The 21,802-nt window shown below is 74.4% G+C and carries 18 protein-coding genes; 8 read left to right on the top strand and 10 right to left on the bottom strand.

Annotation, left to right across the window (positions count from 1 at the left end):
• The first annotated feature begins 64 nt into the window (after positions 1 to 64).
• Together ACFY15_RS18580 and ACFY15_RS18575 are read left to right on the top strand one after the other, a co-directional pair.
• The gene (locus tag ACFY15_RS18580; RefSeq protein WP_366450539.1) at positions 65 to 313 is read left to right on the top strand and encodes an SCO4226 family nickel-binding protein; all 249 of its coding nucleotides are present in this window, start codon (positions 65 to 67) and stop codon (positions 311 to 313) included.
• A 265-nt stretch (positions 314 to 578) separates the two neighbouring features.
• Entirely contained in the window at positions 579 to 2,003 is a 1,425-nt protein-coding gene (locus ACFY15_RS18575) for a PP2C family protein-serine/threonine phosphatase (protein ID WP_390686533.1), read from the top strand.
• Positions 2,004 to 2,106: 103 nt separating this feature from the next.
• On the opposite strand, the gene ACFY15_RS18570 is transcribed toward ACFY15_RS18575, so the two are convergent.
• On the bottom strand, positions 2,107 to 3,603 hold the full coding sequence (locus ACFY15_RS18570) for a hypothetical protein (RefSeq protein WP_390686534.1): 1,497 nt from the start codon (positions 3,601 to 3,603) through the stop codon (positions 2,107 to 2,109).
• A 232-nt stretch (positions 3,604 to 3,835) separates the two neighbouring features.
• Between ACFY15_RS18570 and ACFY15_RS18565 the strand changes: the two genes are divergently transcribed.
• Positions 3,836 to 4,963 (top strand): aminoglycoside phosphotransferase family protein, encoded by a 1,128-nt coding sequence (locus tag ACFY15_RS18565; RefSeq protein WP_390686535.1) that lies wholly within the window; start codon positions 3,836 to 3,838, stop codon positions 4,961 to 4,963.
• Between the two features lie 188 nt (positions 4,964 to 5,151).
• Positions 5,152 to 6,951, top strand: coding sequence for a 3-oxosteroid 1-dehydrogenase (gene kstD, locus ACFY15_RS18560; protein ID WP_390686536.1), 1,800 nt, complete (start codon positions 5,152 to 5,154; stop codon positions 6,949 to 6,951).
• 28 nt (positions 6,952 to 6,979) lie between these two features.
• On the opposite strand, the gene ACFY15_RS18555 is transcribed toward kstD, so the two are convergent.
• Positions 6,980 to 7,480: a hypothetical protein gene (locus ACFY15_RS18555; protein ID WP_390686537.1), complete on the bottom strand. Its 501-nt coding sequence runs from the start codon at positions 7,478 to 7,480 to the stop codon at positions 6,980 to 6,982.
• A gap of 324 nt (positions 7,481 to 7,804) precedes the next feature.
• Between ACFY15_RS18555 and ACFY15_RS18550 the strand changes: the two genes are divergently transcribed.
• From ACFY15_RS18550 to ACFY15_RS18540, 3 genes are read left to right on the top strand one after another with little or no spacing between them, the layout of a single operon-like run.
• A complete protein-coding gene (locus ACFY15_RS18550; protein WP_390825797.1) occupies positions 7,805 to 8,428 on the top strand; it encodes a hypothetical protein in 624 nt (207 codons plus the stop codon).
• A gap of 14 nt (positions 8,429 to 8,442) precedes the next feature.
• Positions 8,443 to 8,973: a toxin-antitoxin system, toxin component gene (locus ACFY15_RS18545; protein ID WP_390686722.1), complete on the top strand. Its 531-nt coding sequence runs from the start codon at positions 8,443 to 8,445 to the stop codon at positions 8,971 to 8,973.
• Between the two features lie 2 nt (positions 8,974 to 8,975).
• Positions 8,976 to 10,181, top strand: coding sequence for an MAB_1171c family putative transporter (locus tag ACFY15_RS18540; protein WP_390686539.1), 1,206 nt, complete (start codon positions 8,976 to 8,978; stop codon positions 10,179 to 10,181).
• Between the two features lie 18 nt (positions 10,182 to 10,199).
• Here ACFY15_RS18540 and ACFY15_RS18535 read toward each other — a convergent pair whose 3' ends face one another.
• The 7 genes from ACFY15_RS18535 to ACFY15_RS18505 all read right to left on the bottom strand — a co-directional run bounded on the left by ACFY15_RS18535 (position 10,200) and on the right by ACFY15_RS18505 (position 19,253).
• Positions 10,200 to 11,018 carry a maleylpyruvate isomerase family mycothiol-dependent enzyme gene (locus ACFY15_RS18535; RefSeq protein ID WP_390686540.1) on the bottom strand — a complete coding sequence of 273 codons (819 nt, stop codon included), beginning with the start codon at positions 11,016 to 11,018 and terminating at the stop codon, positions 10,200 to 10,202.
• Between the two features lie 35 nt (positions 11,019 to 11,053).
• Entirely contained in the window at positions 11,054 to 13,720 is a 2,667-nt protein-coding gene (locus ACFY15_RS18530) for an ATP-binding protein (RefSeq protein WP_390825796.1), read from the bottom strand.
• A gap of 726 nt (positions 13,721 to 14,446) precedes the next feature.
• On the bottom strand, positions 14,447 to 14,686 hold the full coding sequence (locus ACFY15_RS18525) for a DUF397 domain-containing protein (RefSeq protein WP_390686542.1): 240 nt from the start codon (positions 14,684 to 14,686) through the stop codon (positions 14,447 to 14,449).
• A 112-nt stretch (positions 14,687 to 14,798) separates the two neighbouring features.
• Positions 14,799 to 15,983 (bottom strand): thiolase domain-containing protein, encoded by a 1,185-nt coding sequence (locus ACFY15_RS18520; RefSeq protein WP_390686543.1) that lies wholly within the window; start codon positions 15,981 to 15,983, stop codon positions 14,799 to 14,801.
• Entirely contained in the window at positions 15,980 to 17,047 is a 1,068-nt protein-coding gene (locus tag ACFY15_RS18515; RefSeq protein ID WP_390686544.1) for a thiolase domain-containing protein, read from the bottom strand. Before ACFY15_RS18515 ends, ACFY15_RS18520 begins: the two co-directional genes overlap by 4 nt.
• A complete protein-coding gene (locus tag ACFY15_RS18510) occupies positions 17,047 to 18,009 on the bottom strand; it encodes a Zn-ribbon domain-containing OB-fold protein (protein WP_390686545.1) in 963 nt (320 codons plus the stop codon). Before ACFY15_RS18510 ends, ACFY15_RS18515 begins: the two co-directional genes overlap by 1 nt.
• A 443-nt stretch (positions 18,010 to 18,452) precedes the next feature.
• Complete coding sequence (locus ACFY15_RS18505) at positions 18,453 to 19,253, bottom strand: crotonase/enoyl-CoA hydratase family protein (protein WP_390686546.1); 801 nt, start codon at positions 19,251 to 19,253, stop codon at positions 18,453 to 18,455.
• 174 nt (positions 19,254 to 19,427) lie between these two features.
• Between ACFY15_RS18505 and ACFY15_RS18500 the strand changes: the two genes are divergently transcribed.
• A complete protein-coding gene (locus ACFY15_RS18500; RefSeq protein WP_390686547.1) occupies positions 19,428 to 21,065 on the top strand; it encodes an acyl-CoA synthetase in 1,638 nt (545 codons plus the stop codon).
• Here the strand turns inward: ACFY15_RS18500 and ACFY15_RS18495 are convergent.
• On the bottom strand, positions 21,011 to 21,799 hold the full coding sequence (locus ACFY15_RS18495) for an alpha/beta fold hydrolase (protein ID WP_390686548.1): 789 nt from the start codon (positions 21,797 to 21,799) through the stop codon (positions 21,011 to 21,013). The two genes, ACFY15_RS18500 and ACFY15_RS18495, sit on opposite strands and share 55 nt — an antisense overlap.
• Between the last annotated feature and the right edge of the window lie 3 nt (positions 21,800 to 21,802).

The raw sequence follows: 21,802 nt of genomic DNA, 5'->3' as shown, positions 1-21,802 counted from the left end.
GGCCGCGGGCGGACGATGGAAGCAGATCCGTACCCGTTTGCGATCTACGAGGAGGTGTACGGAGATGGGCCAGTTCATGGATGTCCACCACGGCATGAAGGGCATCACCGCGGACCAGTTGATGGAAGCCCACCGGGCGGACCTCGCGATCCAGTCGGAGGAGAAGGTCACGTTCCAGCGCGCCTGGGCCGACCCCGCGTCCGGCGAGGTCTACTGCCTGTCCGAGGCGCCTTCGGCGGCGGCGGTCCAGAAGGTCCACGAGCGGGCGGGACACCCGGCCGACGAGATCCACCCGGTGCCGCTGAGCGTCTGACGGCCGGCACTCCGGCACGCGCGGCGACCGGGAACGGGAGGGCGGGGCGGCCGGCCGCCGCGGGAGCGGCCTCCGCGGCCGGCCGGAAATGTTCGCACGGACGGGAGACGGCCGGAAGGCCTTCGGCATATGCCGTATGCAAGCACGTTACGGATGTTGCCAAACGCCTTACAGGCCGTCTCCCGCTGTGCCACAGTCGTGAGCGGTCCTTCCTTCAGACCTGGCCGTGCCGAGCCCGTATCGCCGCGCCTGTATCGGAGTGCTCATGCCGTCCCACCTGTACGCGGACCGTTCCGCGCAGCCGCCCGAGCCGGGATCCGTGGACGCGCTGATCTCGCAGACCCGCCGGCTGCGCGGGGAGGTGGACGCGGTCCGCCGCGACACCGTCGTGGACGACGACGACGCCCAGGGCCGCTGGCAGCGCGCGCTGTGCGACCTCGCGGTGCACCACCTCGACGACCTGGGCCAGCACCTGGGCCAGCTCAAGGAGGGGCTGCCGCCCACCCCCGACGACGACGAGCTCCCCGCGGCCCCCCCGGAGGCCGCGCCCGAGGACCGCCCGACCCGCGTCGGCAGCGCCGAGTGGAACCTGTTGACGGACGAGGTCACCTGGTCCGACGAGCTCTTCCAGATCTTCGGCCGCTCCCCCGAGGCGGGCCCGCTCCCCCTCGACGAGCTGGGCTCCACCCTGTTCTCCGAGGACCAGCCGCTGCTGACCGCGATGGTCACCGACTGCCTGGTCGACGGCAAGCCGATAGACGGCGAGTTCCGCATCGTCCGGGCCGACGGCCGCGTCCGGACGCTGCACATGAGGGGCGAGCCGGTACTCGACGCCGACGGCTGCACGGCCTCGATGTGGGCCCTGCTGCGGGACGTCAGCGAACTGCGCCGGAGCCAGCGGGCGGAGCGCGAGTCCCGTGACTCGCTCCTGCGCCGGCGGGAGATCGCGCAGACCGAGCACCGGCTGGCGGTCGAGCTGCAGGAAGCCGTGCTCCCCCCGTGGCGCGGCTCCCTGCGGTTCCCGCACGACAACGCCGGCGCGATGGACGTGGCCGCGCACTACCTGCCCTCCGCGACCAGCACGCTGATCGGAGGCGACTGGTACGACGCGCTCGAACTGGGCGACGGACGCTCGCTGCTGACGGTCGGCGACCTGACCGGGCACGGGGTGAGCGCCACCTCCGGCATGGCCATGCTGCTGGGCGCCCTGCGCGGGATGGCCATGGCCGGCATCGAGCCGGGCCCGCTGATGGGCTGGCTCAACCAGCTGCTGGAGACCTCCGCGCAGCCGGCCCTCGGCTCGGCCGTCTGCTGCCGCTACGACCCCGACCGCCGGCTGTTGTCCTGGGCGCAGGCCGGGCACCCCGCACCCCTGCTCTTCCGCCGCGGCCGGGGGCGTGCGCTCCAGCCGCCGGAGGGGGTGCTGCTGGGGGCCACCTCGGGGGCCGTCTACGGGCAGGCCGAGGAACCCCTCGAACCGGGTGACGTGCTCGTCCTGTACACCGACGGACTGACCCCGCGCGGCGTCGGGTTCAGCCGGGCCGACGGGACCGAGCGGCTGCTGGCGCTGGCGCCGCGGTTCTCGGCCGCGCCGTCGGCGCGCGACTGCGTGCGGATGGTGACGCAGGAGTTCGGCGGGAGCCCGCGTGAGGACGACGCCTGCGTGCTGGTGGCCCGCATCGGCGGCTGACCACCGCCCCACCCCATCGGTCGGAGGGGCCGCGCCCGAGGCGCGGCCCCGTTCGTCCTCTGCTCCCGCCCCGTCCGTCGACACGGTCCGCGACACCGGCCTCCTAGACGCCGGTACCGCGGGCGGCGCGCGGGGCGGGGCTGTCGGGGAGCACCTGCTCGATCTCCTCGCGCAGGTCCTCGATGCGCGCGTACCCGGCGTACTGCCCGGTGAGCCGGTACATCTCGCGGAGCCGGTCCCACGTCCGGTGCGAGGAGGTCTCGTTCATCGAGACCAGGGCCAGGCGGGCGTAGCGGTCGGCCTGTTCGGGCTCGTCCGCGATGAAGCAGGCGGAGGCCATGGAGATGTAGTCGAAGATCTGCGAGCGCTGGTAGCCGTCGCCGCGCAGCCGCAGCGCCTCCCGCGCGTGCCGTGCGGCGACCGGCGCCGCCGAGGCGTCGTGGTCGGCGAGCGTGCGATAGGCCAGCGCCTGCATCCCGTGCAGGTCGGCCTCGTCGAAGTGCTGCATCCACGACGGCGGCGGTACGTCGCCCTTGTCGGACACGAACAGGTCCTCCGCCTCGCCCAGGGTGCGGCGCATGGCCTGGCCCTTGCCCATGGCGGCCTGGGCCCAGGCCTCGATGGTGTGCAACATGGCGCGGGTGCGCGGCAGGGTCTGGTCCCCGGAGCCGGCCTGGGCCAGCTTCATCAGGTCCAGGGCCTCGTTGGGCTTGCCGAGGTGGACCATCTGCCGGGCGGCCCGCGACAGCGCCTCGCCGGCGCGTGGGCGGTCCCCGCCCTCGCGGGCCGCGTGCGCCGCGATGACGAAGTACTTCTGCGCGGTGGGCTCCAGCCCGACGTCGTGCGACATCCAGCCGGCCAGGACCGCCAGGTTGGCCGCCACCCCCCACAGCCTGCGCTGGAGGTGGTCGGGGTGGTGGTAGGCGAGCATGCCGCCGACCTCGTTCAGCTGGCCGACGACGGCCTTGCGCTGGAGTCCGCCGCCTCTGGAGGCGTCCCAGGCCCGGAAGACCTCGACCGAGCGCTCCAGGGCCTCGATCTCCTGCGAGCCGATGGGGGCGGCCTCGTAGCGGTCGTAGCCCGCCGGATCGGCCTGGTAGGGGTCGCCGAAGCGCAGCGGGTCCTTGGCGGTGGCGGGATCGCCTTGCAGCCAGTCGTACATGGCGTTGCTGAGGGCTGAGCCGGCGGTGAGCGCGGCTCCCGCGCCCATCAGGCCGCGACGGTTGAGCATGAGGTCCATTCCCGTGAATTCGGTGAGGACCGCGGCTGTGCGTTCGGGCGCCCAGGGCACTCCGTCGGGGTTCTCCTTCGCCCCGTCGGGCTGCCGTCTGGTGGTACGCCGCTGCCGTACGAACCCGAGGTCCTCGATGGTCACGACACGACCGAGCCGCTCGGTGAACAGTGCTGCCAGTACCGTGGGCACCGGTTCGCGCGGGGTCTCCCCCATGTCGATCCAGCGCCTCACCCGCGAGGTGTCGGTGGCCAGTTGGTGGTGGCCCATCGCGGCCGCCTGCCGGTTGACCATCCTCGCGAGTTCGCCCTTCGACCAGCCGGCCAGGCCGAACAGGTCGTTCAGACGGGTGTTTGGACCCTTGCTCACGTCAAGCCCCCAGGTTCTCGGCTGAGTTGACAGTAGCCCCCTGTCAGTTCCCCGTGGACTATTCGCCAGGGTTCGCCAGGGCACGCCCCGTGGTTCGCCACCTGCCGCCGGGTGTCAGGTAGGAATGCGCCTCCCCGACCCGGTTCACCGGCGGAGCTCCCCAGGGTGAAGTACGGGATCCGGCGGGGCGGCGTACGCAACTCGTCGGCGCACGAAGGGAACCGTAAACGCCATGTACGCAGCCACGTCCTCCGTGTCCGCCCCGGTCCGCCCCCACCGCACCCTTCAGGCGGGGGGCGGTGGCATCCCCCTCGAAACCGGCCGCCAGCCGGTCCCGGCGCAGGGCGCCGTGCGGGCGCGGCGGCTGCCGGCGGCCGGATCGCAGCCGCTCAGCGGAAGAATCGACCTGTCCGGGCCGCAGGGGGCGCAGCTGCGCGCCGCGCTCGCGTCGGTGCAGCGGATCTGTCCCGAGTTCGCTCCGGTCCAGGTGCTGCGGCGCAGCGGCCGGTCGGTCCTCCTGGTCGGGACGACGGGGCGGATGACCGCGGTCGCGAAGGTTTTACTGGACCACTCGCCCGAGTGGCGCGAGCGGTACCGGCACGAAATAGCGACGTACCGGACCTTCGTCCGGCACCGCCCGCCGGTCCGGGTGCCCCGCCTGATCGCCGCCGACCCGGAGAACTGCGTCCTGGTCGTCGAGCGGATGGCCGGCCGGGTCGCCGCCCTCCAGCGGCACCCGGTGGAGGCGCCTCCGAGGGCCGACGTGCGGGCGGCGCTGGGCGCGGTGTGCCGGGTCAACCAGTGGCGTCCGTCGGCCGACCTGTTCGGGCACCCGGTGGACTACGCGCGGCGGATCTCGCGGGACCACGACCTGGGGCTGCTGACCGACCGGGACTTCGGCGATCTGCAGAAGCTGCTGCACGGGCTGCGGCCGGCGGGGATCCCGTGGCAGTTCAACCACGGTGACGCGCTGCTGTCGAACCTGCTCCTGTCCCCGGCCGGGCCGGTGATGCTGGACTGGGAGCACGCGGGCTGGTACCTGCCGGGCTACGATCTGGCCACGCTGTGGGCGGTGCTGGGCGACGCCCCCGCGGCGCGCAGCCAGATCAGCCGGCTCGCGCAGTCGGCGGGCGCGGCCTCCCGGGACGCCTTCCTGGTGAACCTGATGCTGGTGCTGACCAGGGAGATCCGGATGTGCGAGACGGCCGTGCAGCGGTCGATGCTGGCGTCCCCGGCGAGCCAGCCGCTGCCCGCGGGGGCCCTGTCGTCCGGGGAGGAGCAGCGCCTGCTGCTGCGCCGCCTCCACGACGACGCGGGCATGGCCCGCAGAGCGGTCCGGGCGGCGGTCGGCACCCGCTGACCCCGCTCACACCCCTTCGGCCGAATCCCGTGGCCCCTCCTCCTGGTGGTGGGACCACGGGATTCGGCCTGTCCGGGGCGGATCGCCCGGGTGCGCGTGCCTTGACATCACATGATCCCCCGAACACCTTTTCTGACTCAGCATCAGACGTCCGGAGCCCGCCCCTTCCACACCCCTGGAGCCCGCCCATGACCGAGGCCGTGTCCATACCCGCGAGCGTCGACGCCGCACGTCCCGCCCCGCCTTCCCGCCGGACGGTCCTCGCCGGGGCGGGGGCCGGGGTGCTCGCCGCCTCCGTACTGCCGGGGGCCGCCGCCCGGGCCGAGGGGGCCGCGTTCGGCGAGTACGACGTGGTGGTGGTCGGGTCGGGGGCGGCGGGGATGACCGCCGCCCTCACCGCCGCCGGGCGGGGGCTGAGCGTGCTGGTGGTGGAGAAGGCCCCGACCTTCGGCGGTTCGGCGGCCCGCTCGGGGGCCGGGATCTGGCTGCCGAACAACTCGGTGATCCTGGGCGCGGGGGTGCCGGACACCCCGGAGAAGGCGGCGGCGTACCTGTCGGCGGTGGTGGGGCCCGACGTGCCGGCCGACCGGCAGCGGGCGTTCCTGGCCAACGGCCCGCGGATGCTGGACTTCGTCATGGCGAACAGCCCGCTGAGGTTCCGTTTCATGGACGGCTACAGCGACTACTACCCGAACCTGCCGGGCGGCCTGCCGAACGGCCGCTCCATCGAGCCGGACCAGATCGACGGGAACGTCCTGGGAGCCGAACTGGCCCACCTGAACCCGGCGTACATGCCGGTGCCGGCCGGGATGGTGGTGTTCAGTCAGGACTACAAGTGGCTCAACCTCGCGGCGGTCACCGCGAAGGGGCTCGCGGTGTCCACGGAGTGCCTGGCGCGCGGCACGAAGGCGGCGCTGCTGGGGCAGAAGCCGCTGACGATGGGCCAGGCGCTGGCCACCGGGCTGCGGGCCGGGCTGATGCGGGCGGGGGTGCCGGTGTGGCTGAACAGCCCGCTGGTCGACCTGGTCCAGGAGGGCGGGGCGGTCACCGGGGTGGTGGTGGAGAAGGAGGGTGTACGGGGCGTGGTGCGCGCCCGCCGGGGCGTGGTGGTCGGCTCCGGCGGCTTCGAGCACAACGCGGCGATGCGGGAGCGCTACCAGCAGCAGCCGATCGGCACCGAGTGGTCGGTGGGCGCCAGGGAGAACACCGGCGACGGGATCCTCGCGGGGCAGCGGGCGGGCGCGGCGCTGGCGTTGATGGAGGACGCCTGGTGGGGGCCGTCGATCCCGCTGCCCGGGGAACCGTACTTCTGCCTGGCGGAACGGACCCTGCCGGGCGGTCTGATCGTCAACCGCGCCGGGACGCGGTTCGTGAACGAGGCGGCACCGTACAGCGACGTGGTGCACGTGATGTACGAGAAGGACCGGGGTGCGACGGGGTCGCACATCCCGGCGTGGCTGATCGTGGACCAGAACTACCGCAACCGGTACCTGTTCAAGGACATCCTGCCGACGCTGCCCTTCCCGGACGCCTGGTACGAGGCGGGGGCCGCGAAGAAGGCCTGGACCTGGGACGCGCTGGCGGGGCAGATCGGGGTGCCGGCGGCGGCGCTGCGGGCGACGCTGAACCGGTTCAACGCCCAGGCGTGGAGCGGCTCCGACCCCGACTTCCACCGGGGGGACACGGCGTACGACCACTACTACACGGACCCGAACGTGCTGCCGAACTCCTGCCTGGCCCCGATCTGGGCCCCGCCCTTCCACGCCTTCCGGATCGTGCCGGGCGACCTGGGGACCAAGGGCGGCATCGTCACCGACGCCCGGGCCCGCGCGCTGCGGGCGGACGGCTCGGTGATCCGGGGCCTGTGGGCGGCGGGCAACGCGAGCGCGGCGGTGATGGGCCACAGCTACGCGGGGGCCGGGTCGACGATCGGGCCCGCGATGACGTTCGGCTACGTGGCGGCGAACGACATCGCGGACGGCGCCTGACGGCCGGGCGGCATCCCGGCCCGGATGCCTAGCCCTGCTGGAAGAGCTCGGCGGGGAGCGGCTTCAGCAGTGCGTAGAGGTCGTCGGTGATGGGGCGGTCCCAGCTGGCGATCGTCACGAGGACGTTGTCGCTGCGGTCGAACTGGACGCAGGAAATACGGCTCTCGGAGAGCTTGACCTTGCGGACGATGAGGAGGTTGTCGCCCTGCATGACGGGGCAGTCCTCGGCGCCGGTGACCTCGACCTCCTCGTCGTTCTCGAGGGCGTCGAGGAGCTGGGCCACCTCGAAGGGCACCTGGCCCTCGGCGAGGTCCCGGGCCGGAGACCCCTCGGGGAGGTTGCCGATGATCATCGCGGGGCCGCGTCCGCCGAAGAGGTCGTAGCGGAGGAAGACGCCCTGGCAGCTGCCGTCGGGTGCGGGCAGCAGCCCGGCCCCGAGGTTGCCCGGCCAGTCCCCCGGGTCCATGGCCAGGACGTCGAAGTCCGGGCCGGCGGGTGTGGCGGCGCGGTGGCGGCGGAGGAAGGACATGCGGCCCATGGTACGTGGCCGCGCGGGTTTTCCGGCCCCGGGGTGCCTCCGCCTCCGGGGCGGGCCGAGGGGCCGCGGAGATCGCGGACCTGCGGGTACGGCGCGTCCTCGCGCCGCACTCCTTACCGGCCCGGCAGCCTCCGGCATGCTCCTTTTTCTGCCACCACCAGCTCTCCTGGCTGTATCTTGCTGTCCGTCCCCGCCACCGGTCCGCGATCGTTTTCGAATCGGCGGCTACGATCCGAAGGGGGGATCTCGATGGCCGGGGGGCCTACCGCCATCCCGGGTGCGCAGACGCCCTCGGACGTATGGGAGCACAGCCGGATGACCGTGTCTGCTGGCGATCCGCCGCTTCCCCTCGCCGTGACGCTCGACCGGATCCGGGCGCTCGCCGAGGAGGGGCGGCTCGAGCTGGACGAGATCCTGGACCCCGAAGCCCTCGCGGAGCGGGCCGGCGTCGACCTGGAGGTGACGGCGGCCCTGCTGCGCGGCGAGGAGGGGGCCGATCACGGGCCCGGGGGGACCGGGGAGAGGGTCCGCCGGCGGGCGGCGTTCCTCTACGCGGTCTCCCGCGACGTCCACGGCCACCCCTACCGCGTCGCGGACATCGCGGCGGCGATCGGCGCCCCGGCCCGCTGGGTCGACGCCCTGGTGTCCGGGCGCAGGCCCCCGCACCTGCGGCACTGCAAGGCGTTCGCCGCCTTCTTCGGCCGCGAGGCCTCCTTCCTGACGGACACCCCGGCGCAGGCGGTGAGCCGGGCCCTGCGGCCCACCCTCGAATCCCTCGACTACCGATCGGGCAACCTGATGGCCGACCTCGTGGACCAGTACGGCCTGGTCTCCGTCTCCACCCGGGGAAGACCCCTGACCCGCACGCAGGAGACCCTGCTGCTGGGCATGATCACGGGGATGCTCTCCGCCGAGCGGCACGCCGGGGCGGCCCGGTGAACCTGTCCCGTTCGATGCGCAAGCTGTGCACCGCCCTGACGTCCTCGCTCGACCTGGAGGCGCCGGCCGATCCGCAGACCCTCTTCCGCGCCCTGTGCGACGCGATGAGCCGGACCCGCGGCGGCCGCCCCATCGTGCTGCGCTTCGAGCGCTTCCCCACCGAGCTGACCACCTCGGGCCTGTGGCTGAACATGGAGAAGTACGACATCGTCGTCGTGGAGAAGTACACGACCCCGGACCACCAACTGGTCATCCTCGGGCACGAGCTGTGGCACATGAACGCCGGGCACTGCGGCGAGCACGGGCACCGTGCGGCCGACGCGGCCCGCTCGCTGCCGGACGCCTCCTCGCTGACCTACGCGAGCGTCGCCGCGCGGTCCCACTACGAGGACGCCCAGGAGATCGAGGCCGAGCGGTTCGGGCTGATGCTCGGGGACCGGTGCCGGCCGTGGCTGGCGGGCGGGGAGTCCCCCGGGGCCGGACGCATGAACGGCGTGGCGGGCCGGATAGGCAGCGCCCTCGGCTACCGCGGACCGATCGGCTGACGTTGACCTCGGACAGGTTCTACATCCCGTACCTCATCCCGGCGGCGATCCTCACCCTGGCCCTGGCCATCCGCCTGCCGGTGATCATGAGGTTCTGGCGGATCGACCCGAACGTGCGCTCCCTCGGCGGACTGCTCCTGCTGGGCTCGGCCGTGTTCTACTTCGGCCGTCCCAAGACACTCGCCCTGCTGAACAGCTCCACGGGCGTCAGCAACTTCGCGGCGCCGCTGGTCTACTCGCTGCTGACGCTGTTCTGCGCCTCCTGCCTGATCATGATCATCCACTGGCGGGGGGGCGATCCCCGGCGGGTCCGCCGGACCATCTGGACGATCGGATCCGTCTACGCGGCCGTGGTCGCCGGGCTGTGGATCACCTTCGCCTTTGCCGACGTGCCGGCCGAGCGGCTGCGGGACCTGGACACCTACTACGCCAACACCCCCTGGATGCGCGAGCACATCCTGCTCTACCTGGGGGCGCACACGGCCGCCTGCCTGGTGACCTCGGCGGTCACCTGGACGTGGCTGCGCGAAGTGTCCGGCTGGCTGCGGGCGGGCCTGGTGTTCCTGGTCGTCGGGTTCGTCCTGAACCTCTGCTACGACACCGTGAAGCTCGTCGCGGTGGTCGCCCGCTGGACCGGCCACGACCTGGACTGGCTCAGCACGTACGTGGCCCCGCCCATCGCCTCGGTGTGCGCCCTGTTCATCGCCGTGGGATTCATCCTCCCGCACGCCGGCCAGACGGTGCAGGCGCTGTGGACGGACTACCGCCAGTACCGCTCCCTCGCCCCGTTCGTGCGCGAGCTGGCCGGGCTGGAGGCCCCGCTGCGGCTGCCACGGCGCACCCCGGTGAGCCGGCGCCTGGTCCAGCGCCGGACACAGATCAGCGACGGGCTGCTGCGGCTCCAGCCGTACATGGACCCGGACGTGCGCGCACGGGCCCTCGCCGAGGCCCTGGCCCGCGGCGAGGCGCCCGCCCGGGCGGCGGCGACCGCCGACGCCGTGGCGGTGGTCGCGGCGGCGCGCAGCCTGCGCCTGGGCCCCGCGGCCGGGCCCGGCCGCGGGGCGGAGGGCACGGCCGCGGCCGGGGCGGGCCCGGCCGGCACCCCGGACCTCGTCGCCGTGTCCCGGGCCCTGCGCCGCTCCCCCGTCGTCTCCTCCTTCCGCACCCGGCCGGATCCCCCGGTCCGGCCGGAGGGCGTGCGCCGCTGAGCGGTCTTCCCGGGAGGTTCAGGCCGGGGGGACGAGGTCGAACCAGCGGTCGAGCAGGGCCGGGTCACCGGCGACCTCCAGGCCGGCCGCGGGGAGGCGCTGCCAGAGGAACAGGGTGAGGTCGGAGGCCGTGCCCGTCGCTTCGACGGCCACCGGGCCGGTGCCGCCCGGTTCCAGGCGCACCCGGTCCCCGGTGAACTCCAGCGTCCAGGATCCGGGGCCGTCGCTGCGGCGGAAGCGGTAGCACTCCCCGGCGCCGGCCGGGGCCGGCTTCCAGCCGCGCCGGGCGGGGAGCATCACCTCGAAGGTCTGGGCGACCGCGTCGGCGGCGAAGGCCGGGTCGAAGGGGGCCGGCGTGCCCGTGACGGATTCCGCGTCCCAGCGGTGGACGGCCTGTTCGACGGTCTGGACGCGCGCCCAGAAGCCGCTGGTCCGCTCCGCCGACCAGCTCCACACCGGCACGTCGGGGCCGAGCTCGTCCAGCGTGTCCGCCAGCTCCCGGGCGGCGGCGGCCGACCAGTCGAGGAGTTCCGCGGGGACGGGGCCGCGGTGCGGAGTGGCGTCGTGCCGGGGCCAGGCGGCCCGTACGCCGGGGTCGTCGGGGAGCGCGTAGAGTGCCGGGTCCGTCAGGTCGGGGGGCTCGGTGTACCGCCCCCGCAGGACGTGGGTGAGGTAGCGCTGGACGCTGCCGAGGTGGCCTGCGAGGTCGGCGACGGACCAGCCGGGGCAGGACGGGACCGGCGGTCCTTCCCGGCCGCCGTCGGCGGCCCGCCGCAGGGCCCGTTCGTAGGCCGCCGCCTCGGTCCGGAAGACGCTGAGCCTGGTGGAGTGGTCCATGCGGTCCACCCTGCCCCGGGAGGGCGGCCGGCGCCTCAGCCTGCGCCACGGGCGAACGCGCTCAGGGCCTCGGCGGTCCGCGCCTCCAGGGCGTCGGCCCCGCAGGCGCGGCTGGTCAGGTGGGCGCGGGTGAGCAGGTCGGGGTCGCGGAGCTCGGTGCCGAGCGCGGCGAGTGCGCGGGCCAGCTCGTAGGCCGCCGGGGAGTCCTCCAGCCGGGTGACGGCCTCGGCCAGCAGGGGGGCGCGCTGTTCCGGCGGCGCCACCTCGGCCGAGACCCGCAGGGCCTGTCCGATGGCAGAGGGGGCGCCGAAGGCCCTCGCGCGGTGCACTGCCTCGGCGGCCAGGGCGCGGGCCCTGGCGGGGTCCTCGGGGGCCACCGCGCGGGCCAGGTGCAGCCGCCAGGGGCACCAGGCGGGGTTCTGGATCCCACGCGGCGTCAACCGCCGCTCCACCGCCTCCAGTTCGACGGCGGCCGCCTTGCGGTCCCCGGCGGCCAGGAGCAGTTCGGCGTAGACGGTCTGGGAGTCGGGGAAGACCACGGCGGCGGGGAAGGGCTCCCCGTACTCGTGCTCCCGGGCCAGCGCCCAGGCCTCCTCCGTCCGGCCGCGGCCGAGCAGGGTGGTGATGAGGATGGTGATGGCGTACCAGTGCACGGGAGTGCGGCGGCCCACGCGCTCGGCGAGCCGCAGGCCGGCCCGGGCCAGTTCCTCGGCCTCGGTGAGGCGTCCGCGCCGGTAGCGGATGTAGGCGCGCAGGCTGTAGGCGAAGGACAGGTGAGCGCCGTGCCAGCCCTGGCGTTCGAACTCGGCGGTGCCCGCCTCGAAGAGCTCCTCCGCGCGGCCGGGCATGTCGGCGTACATGTGGACCATCGCGGCGAGCACCGGGACCTCGAAGCCGCGGTCCTCCTGGGCCCAGCTGAAGGGCTGTTCCAGGACCCGCCCGGCGTGGTGGAGGGCCACTTCCAGGGGTTCGCCGCGCAGGCAGGCGTCCCAGGCGCGCAGTCCGATGACGTAGCGCTCGGTGAGGTCGCGGCCGGTGAGCCGGTCGGCGAGTTTGGCCAGGCGCCGGGAGCGGGCCGGGGAGTCGGGTTCGGCGGCGTCGAAGGCGTCCCACATGAACTGCTCGGACTGCAGGCGCAGCCGGGCGCGCGGGTCGTGAACACGCGGTATCTCGCCGGCGAGGAGTTCGGAGGCGGCCCGCAGGTGGTCGCTGTGGGCGAGGACCTGGGCGAGCCGGATGACGATCCCCTGGCGCAGCGCGGGGTCGTCGAAGGGCTCGGCGAGGGCGGCCCGCAGGTGGTTGACGGTGGTGGCGGGCTCGGTGAGGAGGGAGGCGCAGCCGAGTTCGTAGAGGACGGCGGCGCGTTCGCCGAAGTCCGGGGGCTCCTGGAGGGCGCGGGCGAGCTGGCGGCGGGCGGCTTCGGGGGCGCCGGCCCGGAGGTTCTCGGCAGCGGCCTCGCGCAGGGTGCGCACCACCCAGGGGTCGTTCTCCGGGTGGGTCTCCAGGAGGTGGCGGGCGGCGGCGGAGGAGCCGAGTCCGGCGTCGACGACGGCGGCCGCGGCCTTGCCGTGCAGGGCGACACGCAGGGCGTCGGGGATGGCCCGGTAGATGGCGGTGGCGATGAGGGGGTGGACGAACTCCAGCCCGGTGTCCTCGTCGTCGGCGTCCGCCGGGGCCGCCGACAGGATGCGGGCCTCGCGCAGCCGCCAGGTGGCGCCGGCGGCCTCCTCGACCCCGAGTCCGGCGACGCGGGCGGCGAGCTGCCGGGGGATGGCGGTGCCCAGGACGGCGCAGGCCCAGGCGAAGCGGACGGTGGAGGGTCCGAGGCTCTGGAGGCGGGCGACGAGGCCGCTGCCGCGCTGGGCGGCGGCGAGGTCGTGCAGGAGCGGGGCGCTGGACTCCACGGGGGTGATGCCACGGGCCCGGACCTTGGCGGTGAGTTCGACCGCCTCGAAGGGGTTGCCGGTGGTGACGGCCCAGGCCTCGTGGCAGAAGGCGTCCTCCGCGTGCGCGCCGACGGTCTCGCGGACCAGGGTGGCGACGGCGGCCTCGGTGAGCGGGGCCAGGCTGAGGGGGCGCCGGCCGGCCCGGCCGGGCAGCGTACGGAAGGCCTCGGCGTGCGCGGGGAGTTCGTCGGGGCGGTAGGCGACGACGAGGAGCAGCGGGAGGTGCTCGGCGCGCGGGGCGAAGGCGGCGAGCCAGCCGAGGGATTCGGGGTCGGCCCAGTGGGCGTCGTCGAGGACGAGGACGACGGGGGCGCGCTGGACGGTGAGGTGGGTGAGCACCCAGTCCAGACCGTCGCGCAGACCCTGGGGGTCCGGCGGGGCGCCCTGTTCGGGGGCGCACAGGCCCAGGGCGGGGCCGACGATGGCGTACCAGCTGCCGAGTGCGGCGCGCAGCTCGGCCTCGGGGCGGCCGGCCAGCTGGGGCTGGATGAGCTGGCGGGCGACGTGGAAGGGCTGGTTCTGCTCCTGTTCGCCGCCGCGTGCGGCGAGGAGGGTGCAGGAGCGGGCGAGGGCGCGGCGGCGCACCTCGGCGAGGAGGGTGGTCTTGCCGAGGCCGGCCGGGCCGGAGAGGGCGAGCAGGCCGCCGACCGCGTCGGGTCCGGTGCCGGTGAGCCGGTCCAGGGCCTCGTCGACGCTGACGAGTTCCGTCTCGCGTTCGAAGAGCGAGCGCCGTGTGCGGGTCCGGCGGTCCGTCATGGCTCGTACCCCCCAGGCCGGTTCGGAGATTCAGCCTACGCCCGCGCGCGTGCCGGGGCGCCCGCTATCGGGAAAGAATCTGATCTTCTCTTCCGGACCTCGCCCCGTGCGCGCGGGGCCCGGGCCGCCGCGGGGCAGGCGACGGGTTTGACGCGGCCTTCAGCGGACAGCCGCCAGGTGAGGCACCCTGACGTGCCGGTCACCGGCCGGCCCCGGGCACCGTGCGGGGCCGGCCGGTGACCCGGAGGCGAAGCATGGACACGAACCGCGGTCAGGCGGATGCGGAGCGGCGTGGCGTGACGGCCCCGGCACCCGCCCGGTCGCAGTGGCTGACCAGGACGCTCACCTCCGCCGCGGGCCCCTCCGCCGTGCGCGCCGCGGCCACCCGTGCGGGATCGGCCGCGGGGCCCGCGCCCGTGCCCGCCCCCGAGAACATGAGGATCTCTGTCGCACCCGCGGAGCTTCTCTCGTACTGGGCGGCCACGCGTGTGGGCCTGCCCGCAGCAGTGCCGGACGCCTCCGGGGGCGCATCGGCTGCCGGACTCGGCAAACCGTCTCCCGACCGCTGTAGGCGCCACCGAGCAAGGTGTCGGGCGCGGAGTCACCCTCGCGGCCAGAACCGAACCTGCTCCGCAGGACACGGAGGGTTGAACGGCGAGCCAAGGGCCTGTCGTCGCACTCCCGCCCGCCCCGCGACGGGCGACGACGGGAGTGCGACGAAGGACCCTAGGCCAGGTCGAAGCGGCCCGCCCGGGCGCCCAGGACGAACTTGCGCCATCCGTTCGGGGCGAAGACGAGTGACGGGTCGTCGGGGCGGTCGCTGTCGCGCATGGCGATGAAGCCCTCCACGAAGGCGACCTGGAGGTCGCCCGCGCCCCGGCTGCTCGGCTGCCAGTCCGCCCCGCTGAGATCGAGGTCGGGCCTGCCCCAGTGCGCGGGGGTCCGCGCTGTCGTGCTCTCGGCCATCTGCCTGCTCCTCCCGGTACGTCGTCGTCCGGGGGCCCAGGGTAGCCATCGCGGCGGGCGCCGCACAGACCACGGCGGGGCCCCCTGGCCGGTGCGCCGAATCCGGGCCGGCTCAGGTGCCCGGCCGCTCCGCGCCCACCAGCCACATGGCGAAGAACTGCGCGCCGCCGCCGTACGCGTGGCCCATGGCCCGACGGGCGCCGGACACCTGGTGTTCCCCCGCCAGGCCCCGGACCTGGAGGGCCGCCTCGGCGAAGCGGATCATGCCGGAGGCGCCGATCGGGTTGGTGGACAGAACGCCCCCGGAGGGGTTGACCGGGAGGTCGCCGTCGAGTTCGGTGACCCCGGCCTCGGTCAGCTTCCAGCCCTCGCCCTCCTGCGCGAAGCCCAGGTTCTCCAGCCACATGGGCTCGTACCAGGAGAAGGGCACGTACATCTCGACCGCGTCGATCTCCCGGCGCGGATCGGTGATCCCGGCCTGCCGGTAGACGTCGGCGGCGCAGTCCTTGCCGGCCTGCGGCGAGACGAAGTCCTTGCCCGCGAAGAGCGTCGGCTCGCTGCGCATCGCGCCGCCGTGCACCCACGCGGGGGGCCGGGGCGAGCGCGCCGCGCCCGCCCGGTCGGTGAGGACCATCGCGCAGGCCCCGTCCGAGGACGGGCAGGTCTCGGAGTAGCGGATCGGGTCCCAGAGCATGGGCGAGGCCTGGACCTTCTCCAGGGTGATGTCGTGCTCGTGCAGGTGGGCGTAGGGGTTCTTCAGCGCGTTGCGCCGGTCCTTGTACGCCACGAGCGAGCCCACCGTGTCGGGCGCGCCGGTGCGCCGCATGTACGCGCGCACGTGCGGGGCGAAGAACCCGCCGGCGCCGGCCAGCAGGGGCTGCTGGAAGGGGACGGGGAGGGAGAGCCCCCACATGGCGTTCGACTCGGACTGCTTCTCGAAGGCCAGGGTCAGGACGGTGCGGTGGACGCGGGCGGCGACGAGGTTGGCGGCGACGAGCGCGGTCGATCCGCCGACCGAGCCGGCGGTGTGCACGCGCAGCATCGGCTTGCCCACCGCGCCGAGGGCGTCGGCGAGGTAGAGCTCCGGCATCATCACGCCCTCAAAGAAGTCGGGGGCCTTGCCGATGACGACCGCGTCGATGTCCGCCCACGTCAGTTCGGCGTCGGCGAGTGCGCGGACCGCGGCCTCGCGGACCAGGCCGGCGAGGGAGACGTCGTGGCGGGCGGCAACGTGCCGGGTCTGGCCGACGCCGACGACGGCCACCGGCTCCTTGCCCGTGGTGCCGGGCGCGCTCATGCTCGGTCCCCTTCCAGGACGGCGACCAGGTTCTGCTGGAGGCAGGGCCCGGAGGTGGCGTGGGCGACGGCCCGGTCCGACTCCCCGCGGTGGATCCGGGCGGCGGCCTCGCCGATGCGGATCAGGCCGGCGGCCATGACGGGGTTGGCGGCGAGGGCGCCGCCGGAGGGGTTGACGGCCACCCCGTCGCCGAGGCCGAGCGCCTTGCGCAGGACGACCTCCTGCGAGGAGAACGGTGCGTGCAGCTCGGCCGTGTCCACCGGGGCGTCGAAGAGCCCGGCGTGCTCGGCGGCGGTCCGGGTGGACGGGGAGTCGGTCAGGTCGCGCAGGCCCAGGCCGTGGGCCTCGATGCGGTGGTCGATGCCGGTGATCCAGGCGGGCCGCGCGCACAGCCGGCGGGCGGTGTCGCCGGCGGCCAGGACGACGGCGGCCGCCCCGTCGCCGACGGGCGGGCAGTCCCCGGTCCGCAGAGGCGCCACCTGGTAGCCGCCCTGCGGGACGGCTCCGCGGAGCTGGGCGTGCGGGTTGCCGGCGGCCGCGGCCCGGCTGCGGGCGCCGACGGCGGCGAGGGCCGGTTCGTCCGTCTCCCCCGCGTCGATGAGCGCCTGCGCCTGGAGGGCGGCCAGGGCCACGGAGTCGGGCCACAGGGGCGCGAGGTAGTACGGGTCGAGCTGGCGGGTGAGGACGTCGCGGACGGACCCCGGGGAGGACTTGCCGTACGCGTAGACGAGCGCCGTGTCGGCCTCGCCGGTCTGGATCTTGACCCAGGCCTCGTAGAGGGCCCAGGCACCGTCCATCTCGACGTGCGACTCGGAGATCGGCGGCCAGGCGCCGACGCCGTCGAGGGTCATGGTGAAGGAGAAGGCCCGGCCGGCAAGGTAGTCGCTGGAGCCGGAGCAGGTGAAGCCGATCTCGCCGGTCTTCAGGCCGGTGGCGGCCAGCACCCGGTGCAGGACCGGCATGACCATCTCGACCTCGCTGAGTTCGTCGGTGCGGCGCAGGTGGTCGCTCTGCGCGAAGGCGACGACGGCGACCTCGCGGGCGTGGCGCGTGCTGCCGGGCATCAGATGAGCTCCTTGTACGCGTCGTAGTCCGCGTCGGGTTCGCCGGTGGGTCGGTAGTGGTCGGGGTAGCGGCCGCCGTCGGTCCACACGGGTTCGACGCGCAGGCCCATGCGGACCTGGTCGTACGGGATGCCGCCGATCCGGCCGTGGAGGGCGAGGCCGGCGCCGTCGAGGGCGATGTGGGCGTAGACGTAGGGGACTTCGATGTCGAGGTTCTTCGCCTTGATGTTGACGATGCAGAAGGTGGTGACCGTGCCGGCCGGGCCCACCTCGACCCGGTCGGTGGTGGCGACCCCGCAGGTGGGGCAGGCGCCGCGCGGGGGGACGTAGACCTTGTGGCAGGAGGGGCAGCGCTCCCCGACGGTCCGCCGCTCGGAGAGGGCGTTGATGTAGGCGGTCTGGGCGCGGCCGGGGCTGTAGGTGTAGTCCAGGCGGGCCTCGGCGACGATGCCGGTGACGGGGTCGGCGAAGACCCCGTCGTGCGGGGCGGCGGTCCCCTCCGCGCCGGTCCCCCCGTCGGGCTCGAAGCAGGCGATGTCGGTGATGGCCCCGGTGCGTTCGGCCGCCCAGCGCACGCGGACCCGCATGCCGGTGCGCACGGCGTCGGGGCCGGGGGCGTCGAGGGCGTGCAGGAGGGCGGTGTCGGCGCCGTCGAGCCGGACGAGCACCCATGCGAAGGGGGTGGCGAGGGGCTGCTGGGGGCGGGGCTCGCCGTTCCAGGCCCAGGTGGTGACGGTCCCGGTGGGCGCGACCTCGACGAGCTCGCGGAGCTCCTCGGCGGTGACGGGGTCGTACTCGACGGGCGGCACCATCACGCCGCCGCCGGAGGTCCGCACGCCGAGGACGACGCGCTCGCGGAGCCCGGTGAGGAAGGCGCTCTGGACGGGCCCGAGGGACCGGGTGAAGGGGAACTCGACGACGAGGGGCGCACGCAGCACCTTGGGCGGGGACGCGGCTGTCATGGGTGGTCTCCGATGCTCGGACGGTGGTACGGGACGGAAGGGACGGGACCGGGCCGTCGCACGGACCCGCTCCCCTGCCCGGAGGCCCGGGCGCGGGGCCACGCCCCCCCATGGGCGGGGTTGCCGGGTGTGCCCCGGCCCGGGGGCACAGCCCCGACAGGCAGGGCCGGGGTGGCTCGCAAGCCCGGGGACCGGTGCCTGGGCGGTGGGGCTCGGCCTGGGGTCGGGTCGTGCCGGTTCGGGCGCAGCCCCTGGCTCCGGGCCGCGGGTGCGGATGGCCGGGGCGCGATCCTGAAGCGGGCACGCCCGCCCGAACCGGGCGCAGCCCCGGGGGTTCCGGGGCACAGCCCCGAGGGTTGCGGGGCACAGCCCCCCCGGGGAACAGGGGAAGGGCAGGTGGGGGATCGGCCCCGCAGGGCCGGGCGCGCCCGGCGAGGGGGCGGTCAGGCCCGCCGGTAGACCGGCGCCCGCTTCTCCGCGAAGGCCCGCGCCCCCTCCTTCGCGTCGGCCGTGTCGAAGACGGGCCAGCCCCGGGCCAGTTCGGCGGCCAGCCCCTCCGTCTCCGTCATCCCGGCCGTCTCGTAGACGGAGGCCTTCACCGCCTCGACGGCCAGCGGCCCGCACGCGTTGATCCGTTCGGCGGTCTCCAGGGCGGCCTCCAGCGCCGTCCCGTCGGGCACCACCCGCCCGACGAGCCCGATCCGCGCCGCCTCCTCGGCCGAGTAGGGGCGCCCGGTGAGCAGCATCTCCAGGGCGTGCGTGCGCGGGATCTGCCGGGGCAGCCGTACCGTCGAGCCGCCGATCGGGAACAGCCCCCGTCTGACCTCGAAGAGCCCGAACGTGGCCCCGGCCCCGGCGACCCGGATGTCCGTGCCCTGGAGGATCTCGGTACCGCCGGCCACACAGTGGCCCTCCACCGCCGCGATCACCGGTTTGCGCGGCCGGTGGTGGCGGAGCATCGCCTTCCAGTGGAGGTCGGGATCGGCCTTGAGGCGGTCCCGGTACGCGTCGCCCGCCATACCCCGCCCGGCCAGCGCCTTGAGGTCCATTCCGGCGCAGAAGTCCCCGCCCGCGCCCGTGAGGACCACCGACCGGATACCGTCGTCCGCGTCCGCCTCCAGCCACCCGTCGTAGAGCCCCACGAGCAGCGGAAGCGAGAGCGCGTTCTTCGCCTCCGGCCTGTTCATGGTGAGCACCAGCGTGGCGCCGTGGCGGTCCACGGTCAGGTGTTCCGTCCCACCCATTGCCGTCCTCCCGTCTCGAGACCTAGAACAGGTTGCAGGAGGGCCGGGTGCAGTACAAGGGTTTTCTGACGCTCAGTCAGTTTTCTTGGCGGGCGCCCTTCCCAGTTGTGCCGGGCGGCGCTCTAATGACCGCCGAGCAGACCGGCCGCCCGGTCCGGGTCAGGAGGAGGAACGGTGGAGTACAACCTTGCCGACCTGTTCGAATCGGTCGTGGACGTGGTCCCCGACCGCGAGGCCCTGGTGTACGTGGACCACCCCGGGACCGGCGCCGAGCGCCGCCTGACGTACGCGGAGCTGGACGCGGCCGCGAACCGCGTCGCGCACCACCTGGCGGACAGCGGCCTGGCGGCCGGCGAGCACGTGGGGCTGCACCTTTACAACGGCGTCGAGTACCTCCAGACCGTGCTGGCCTGCCTCAAGGCACGGCTCGTACCGGTGAACGTCAACTACCGGTACGTGGAGGAGGAGCTGGTCTACCTCTACAACGACGCCGACCTGGCCGCGCTCGTCTTCGAGGGCGAGTTCACGGAGCGGGTCGCGGCGGCTCTGCCGCAGACGCCGGGGCTGCGCCACCTGGTACGGGTCGGCGCCACGCCGCCGGACGCGCCGGAGCCGGCGATCGCGCCCGTGGCGTACGAGGACGCCGAGGCGGCCGGGTCCCCGGAGCGCGGGTTCCCGCCCCGCAGCCCCGACGACCTGTTCATCATCTACACCGGCGGCACGACCGGCATGCCCAAGGGGGTCATGTGGCGGGCCGAGGACCTGTTCTTCGCCGGCCTGTTCGGCGGCGAGCCCTCGGGGGAGCCGGTCAAGCGCCCGGAGGAACTGGCCGAGCGGGTCGCGGCGCGCGGCGCGGGGCTCACCTTCTTCCCGGCTCCCCCGCTGATGCACGGCACGTCGACACTGACGTCGTTCATCGCCTTCAACTACGGGCAGCGGGTGGTGATCCACCGCAAGTACGTGCCCGAGGAGGTCCTGCGCACCATCGAGAAGGAGAAGGTGTCGAGCGTGTCGCTGGTGGGCGACGCCATGCTCCGGCCGCTGATCGACGCCCTGAACGGGCCGTTGAAGGGGACGGACCTCTCCTCGCTGTTCAGCGTCTCCTCCTCGGGGGCGATCATGTCGGAGTCGGTGCGCGCCGAGTTCCTGCGGCTGGTGCCGGACGTGGTGCTGCTGAACAACTTCGGTTCGTCCGAGTCGGGTTCGAACGGGCGGGCCACGGACGACTCCGGTCCGGAGAAGGGGTTCCGGCTCCAGGTCAACGACCGTACGCAGGTGGTGGACCCGGTGACGCACGAGCCGGTGGCGGTGGGGGTGCCGGGGCGCCTGGCCCAGCGCGGGCACGTTCCGCTGGGCTACTACAACGACCCGGTGAAGACGGCGGAGACCTTCTTCCGGAAGGGCGCCGAGCGGTGGGTGCTGCTGGGTGACATGGCGACGGTCGACGAGGAGGGCATCGTCACCGTCCTCGGGCGCGGTTCGCAGTGCATCAACACCGGCGGCGAGAAGGTGTATCCGGAGGAGGTCGAGCAGGCGCTGAAGTCCCATCCGGACGTGTACGACGCCCTGGTCGCCGGCGTCCCCGACCCGACCTGGGGCAGCCATGTGGCCGCGGTGGTGCAGGTGCGGGCGGGCGCCCCGAAGCCCTCGCTGGACGAGATCCAGCGGCACTGCCGGACCCGGCTGGCGGGGTACAAGATCCCACGCCAGCTGGTGATCGCCCCGTCCATCCAGCGCTCGCCGAGCGGCAAGGCGGACTACCGCTGGGCGAAGGCGGTGGCCGCCGAGGCGGATACGGCGGGGCGGGGGTAGGAGCGGTCGGAGCGGCCGCCGGACACGGGCGGGCGCCTCGCACCGACCGCGCCCGGGGGCCTGACGGGGGCCGGGCCGGCCGGCTCGCACCCCGCCAGGCCCCCGGTCAGGCACCGCCAGGACCCTGCCAGGCCCTCGCCCAGGCCCCCGGCCAGGACCCCGTCACGTCCCCGTGGCCGGGAAGCGTCCGACGCGGGCGGCGAAGCGGGGGCCGTCGTCCAGCGAGGAAGGTGCGCGGCGCCGGGCTGGACGCCGAGGACCCCGGCGGGGAGGAGCCGCGCCGGCTCCGCCGCGAGCTCCGGCAGCGGGCGGCCGTCCCGGTCCGCGCCCGCGAGGACCCGTCCGCAGGCCTCGATCGCCGTGCCGTGCGGCGCGCTGCCCGCCCTCGGCCGGGCCGCGCCAAGGCGCTGTCCGGCGGTGATGTCCAGGCCGGCCGCCGAGTGGCCCAGCAGGTCCATGCGCTCCGGGTCCAGGTGAAGGCGGAGCGTCTCGACGTCCGCGACCTGGTGGTCGGCGCGGTGGGTGGACTCGCCCGCGGGGACCGCCGAGTCGCCCGTGCCGCGCAGGTCGAGGCGGATCAGCCGGCGTCCGGGGGCCGGCCCGGCGAGGTCGCCGAGGCAGCGGGACGCCCGCATGGCCCCGCCGGGCAGGCAGACCAGCGGTTCACCGTCACCCTGGAAGTGGTGGGCGAGTCCGGTCCCGTCGCAGGTGGTGCATGCATGCAGGGACCCCACCCC

The organism is Streptomyces sp. NPDC001373, assembly GCF_042895815.1.
Taxonomy (GTDB): Bacteria; Actinomycetota; Actinomycetes; order Streptomycetales; family Streptomycetaceae; genus Streptomyces.
This window is presented reverse-complemented; position numbering and strand designations above follow the sequence as displayed.

Bases quoted from the DNA above. Each gene is read 5' to 3' on its own strand.
- ACFY15_RS18580 (WP_366450539.1), top strand. From the start codon at position 65: ATGGGCCAGTTCATGGATGTCCACCACGGCATGAAGGGCATCACCGCG.
- ACFY15_RS18575 (WP_390686533.1), top strand. From the start codon at position 579: ATGCCGTCCCACCTGTACGCGGACCGTTCCGCGCAGCCGCCCGAGCCG.
- ACFY15_RS18565 (WP_390686535.1), top strand. From the start codon at position 3,836: ATGTACGCAGCCACGTCCTCCGTGTCCGCCCCGGTCCGCCCCCACCGC.
- kstD (WP_390686536.1), top strand. From the start codon at position 5,152: ATGACCGAGGCCGTGTCCATACCCGCGAGCGTCGACGCCGCACGTCCC.
- ACFY15_RS18555 (WP_390686537.1), bottom strand. From the start codon at position 7,480: ATGTCCTTCCTCCGCCGCCACCGCGCCGCCACACCCGCCGGCCCGGAC.
- ACFY15_RS18550 (WP_390825797.1), top strand. From the start codon at position 7,805: ATGACCGTGTCTGCTGGCGATCCGCCGCTTCCCCTCGCCGTGACGCTC.
- ACFY15_RS18545 (WP_390686722.1), top strand. From the start codon at position 8,443: ATGCGCAAGCTGTGCACCGCCCTGACGTCCTCGCTCGACCTGGAGGCG.
- ACFY15_RS18535 (WP_390686540.1), bottom strand. From the start codon at position 11,018: ATGGACCACTCCACCAGGCTCAGCGTCTTCCGGACCGAGGCGGCGGCC.
- ACFY15_RS18530 (WP_390825796.1), bottom strand. From the start codon at position 13,720: ATGACGGACCGCCGGACCCGCACACGGCGCTCGCTCTTCGAACGCGAG.
- ACFY15_RS18525 (WP_390686542.1), bottom strand. From the start codon at position 14,686: ATGGCCGAGAGCACGACAGCGCGGACCCCCGCGCACTGGGGCAGGCCC.
- ACFY15_RS18520 (WP_390686543.1), bottom strand. From the start codon at position 15,983: ATGAGCGCGCCCGGCACCACGGGCAAGGAGCCGGTGGCCGTCGTCGGC.
- ACFY15_RS18515 (WP_390686544.1), bottom strand. From the start codon at position 17,047: ATGCCCGGCAGCACGCGCCACGCCCGCGAGGTCGCCGTCGTCGCCTTC.
- ACFY15_RS18510 (WP_390686545.1), bottom strand. From the start codon at position 18,009: ATGACAGCCGCGTCCCCGCCCAAGGTGCTGCGTGCGCCCCTCGTCGTC.
- ACFY15_RS18505 (WP_390686546.1), bottom strand. From the start codon at position 19,253: ATGGGTGGGACGGAACACCTGACCGTGGACCGCCACGGCGCCACGCTG.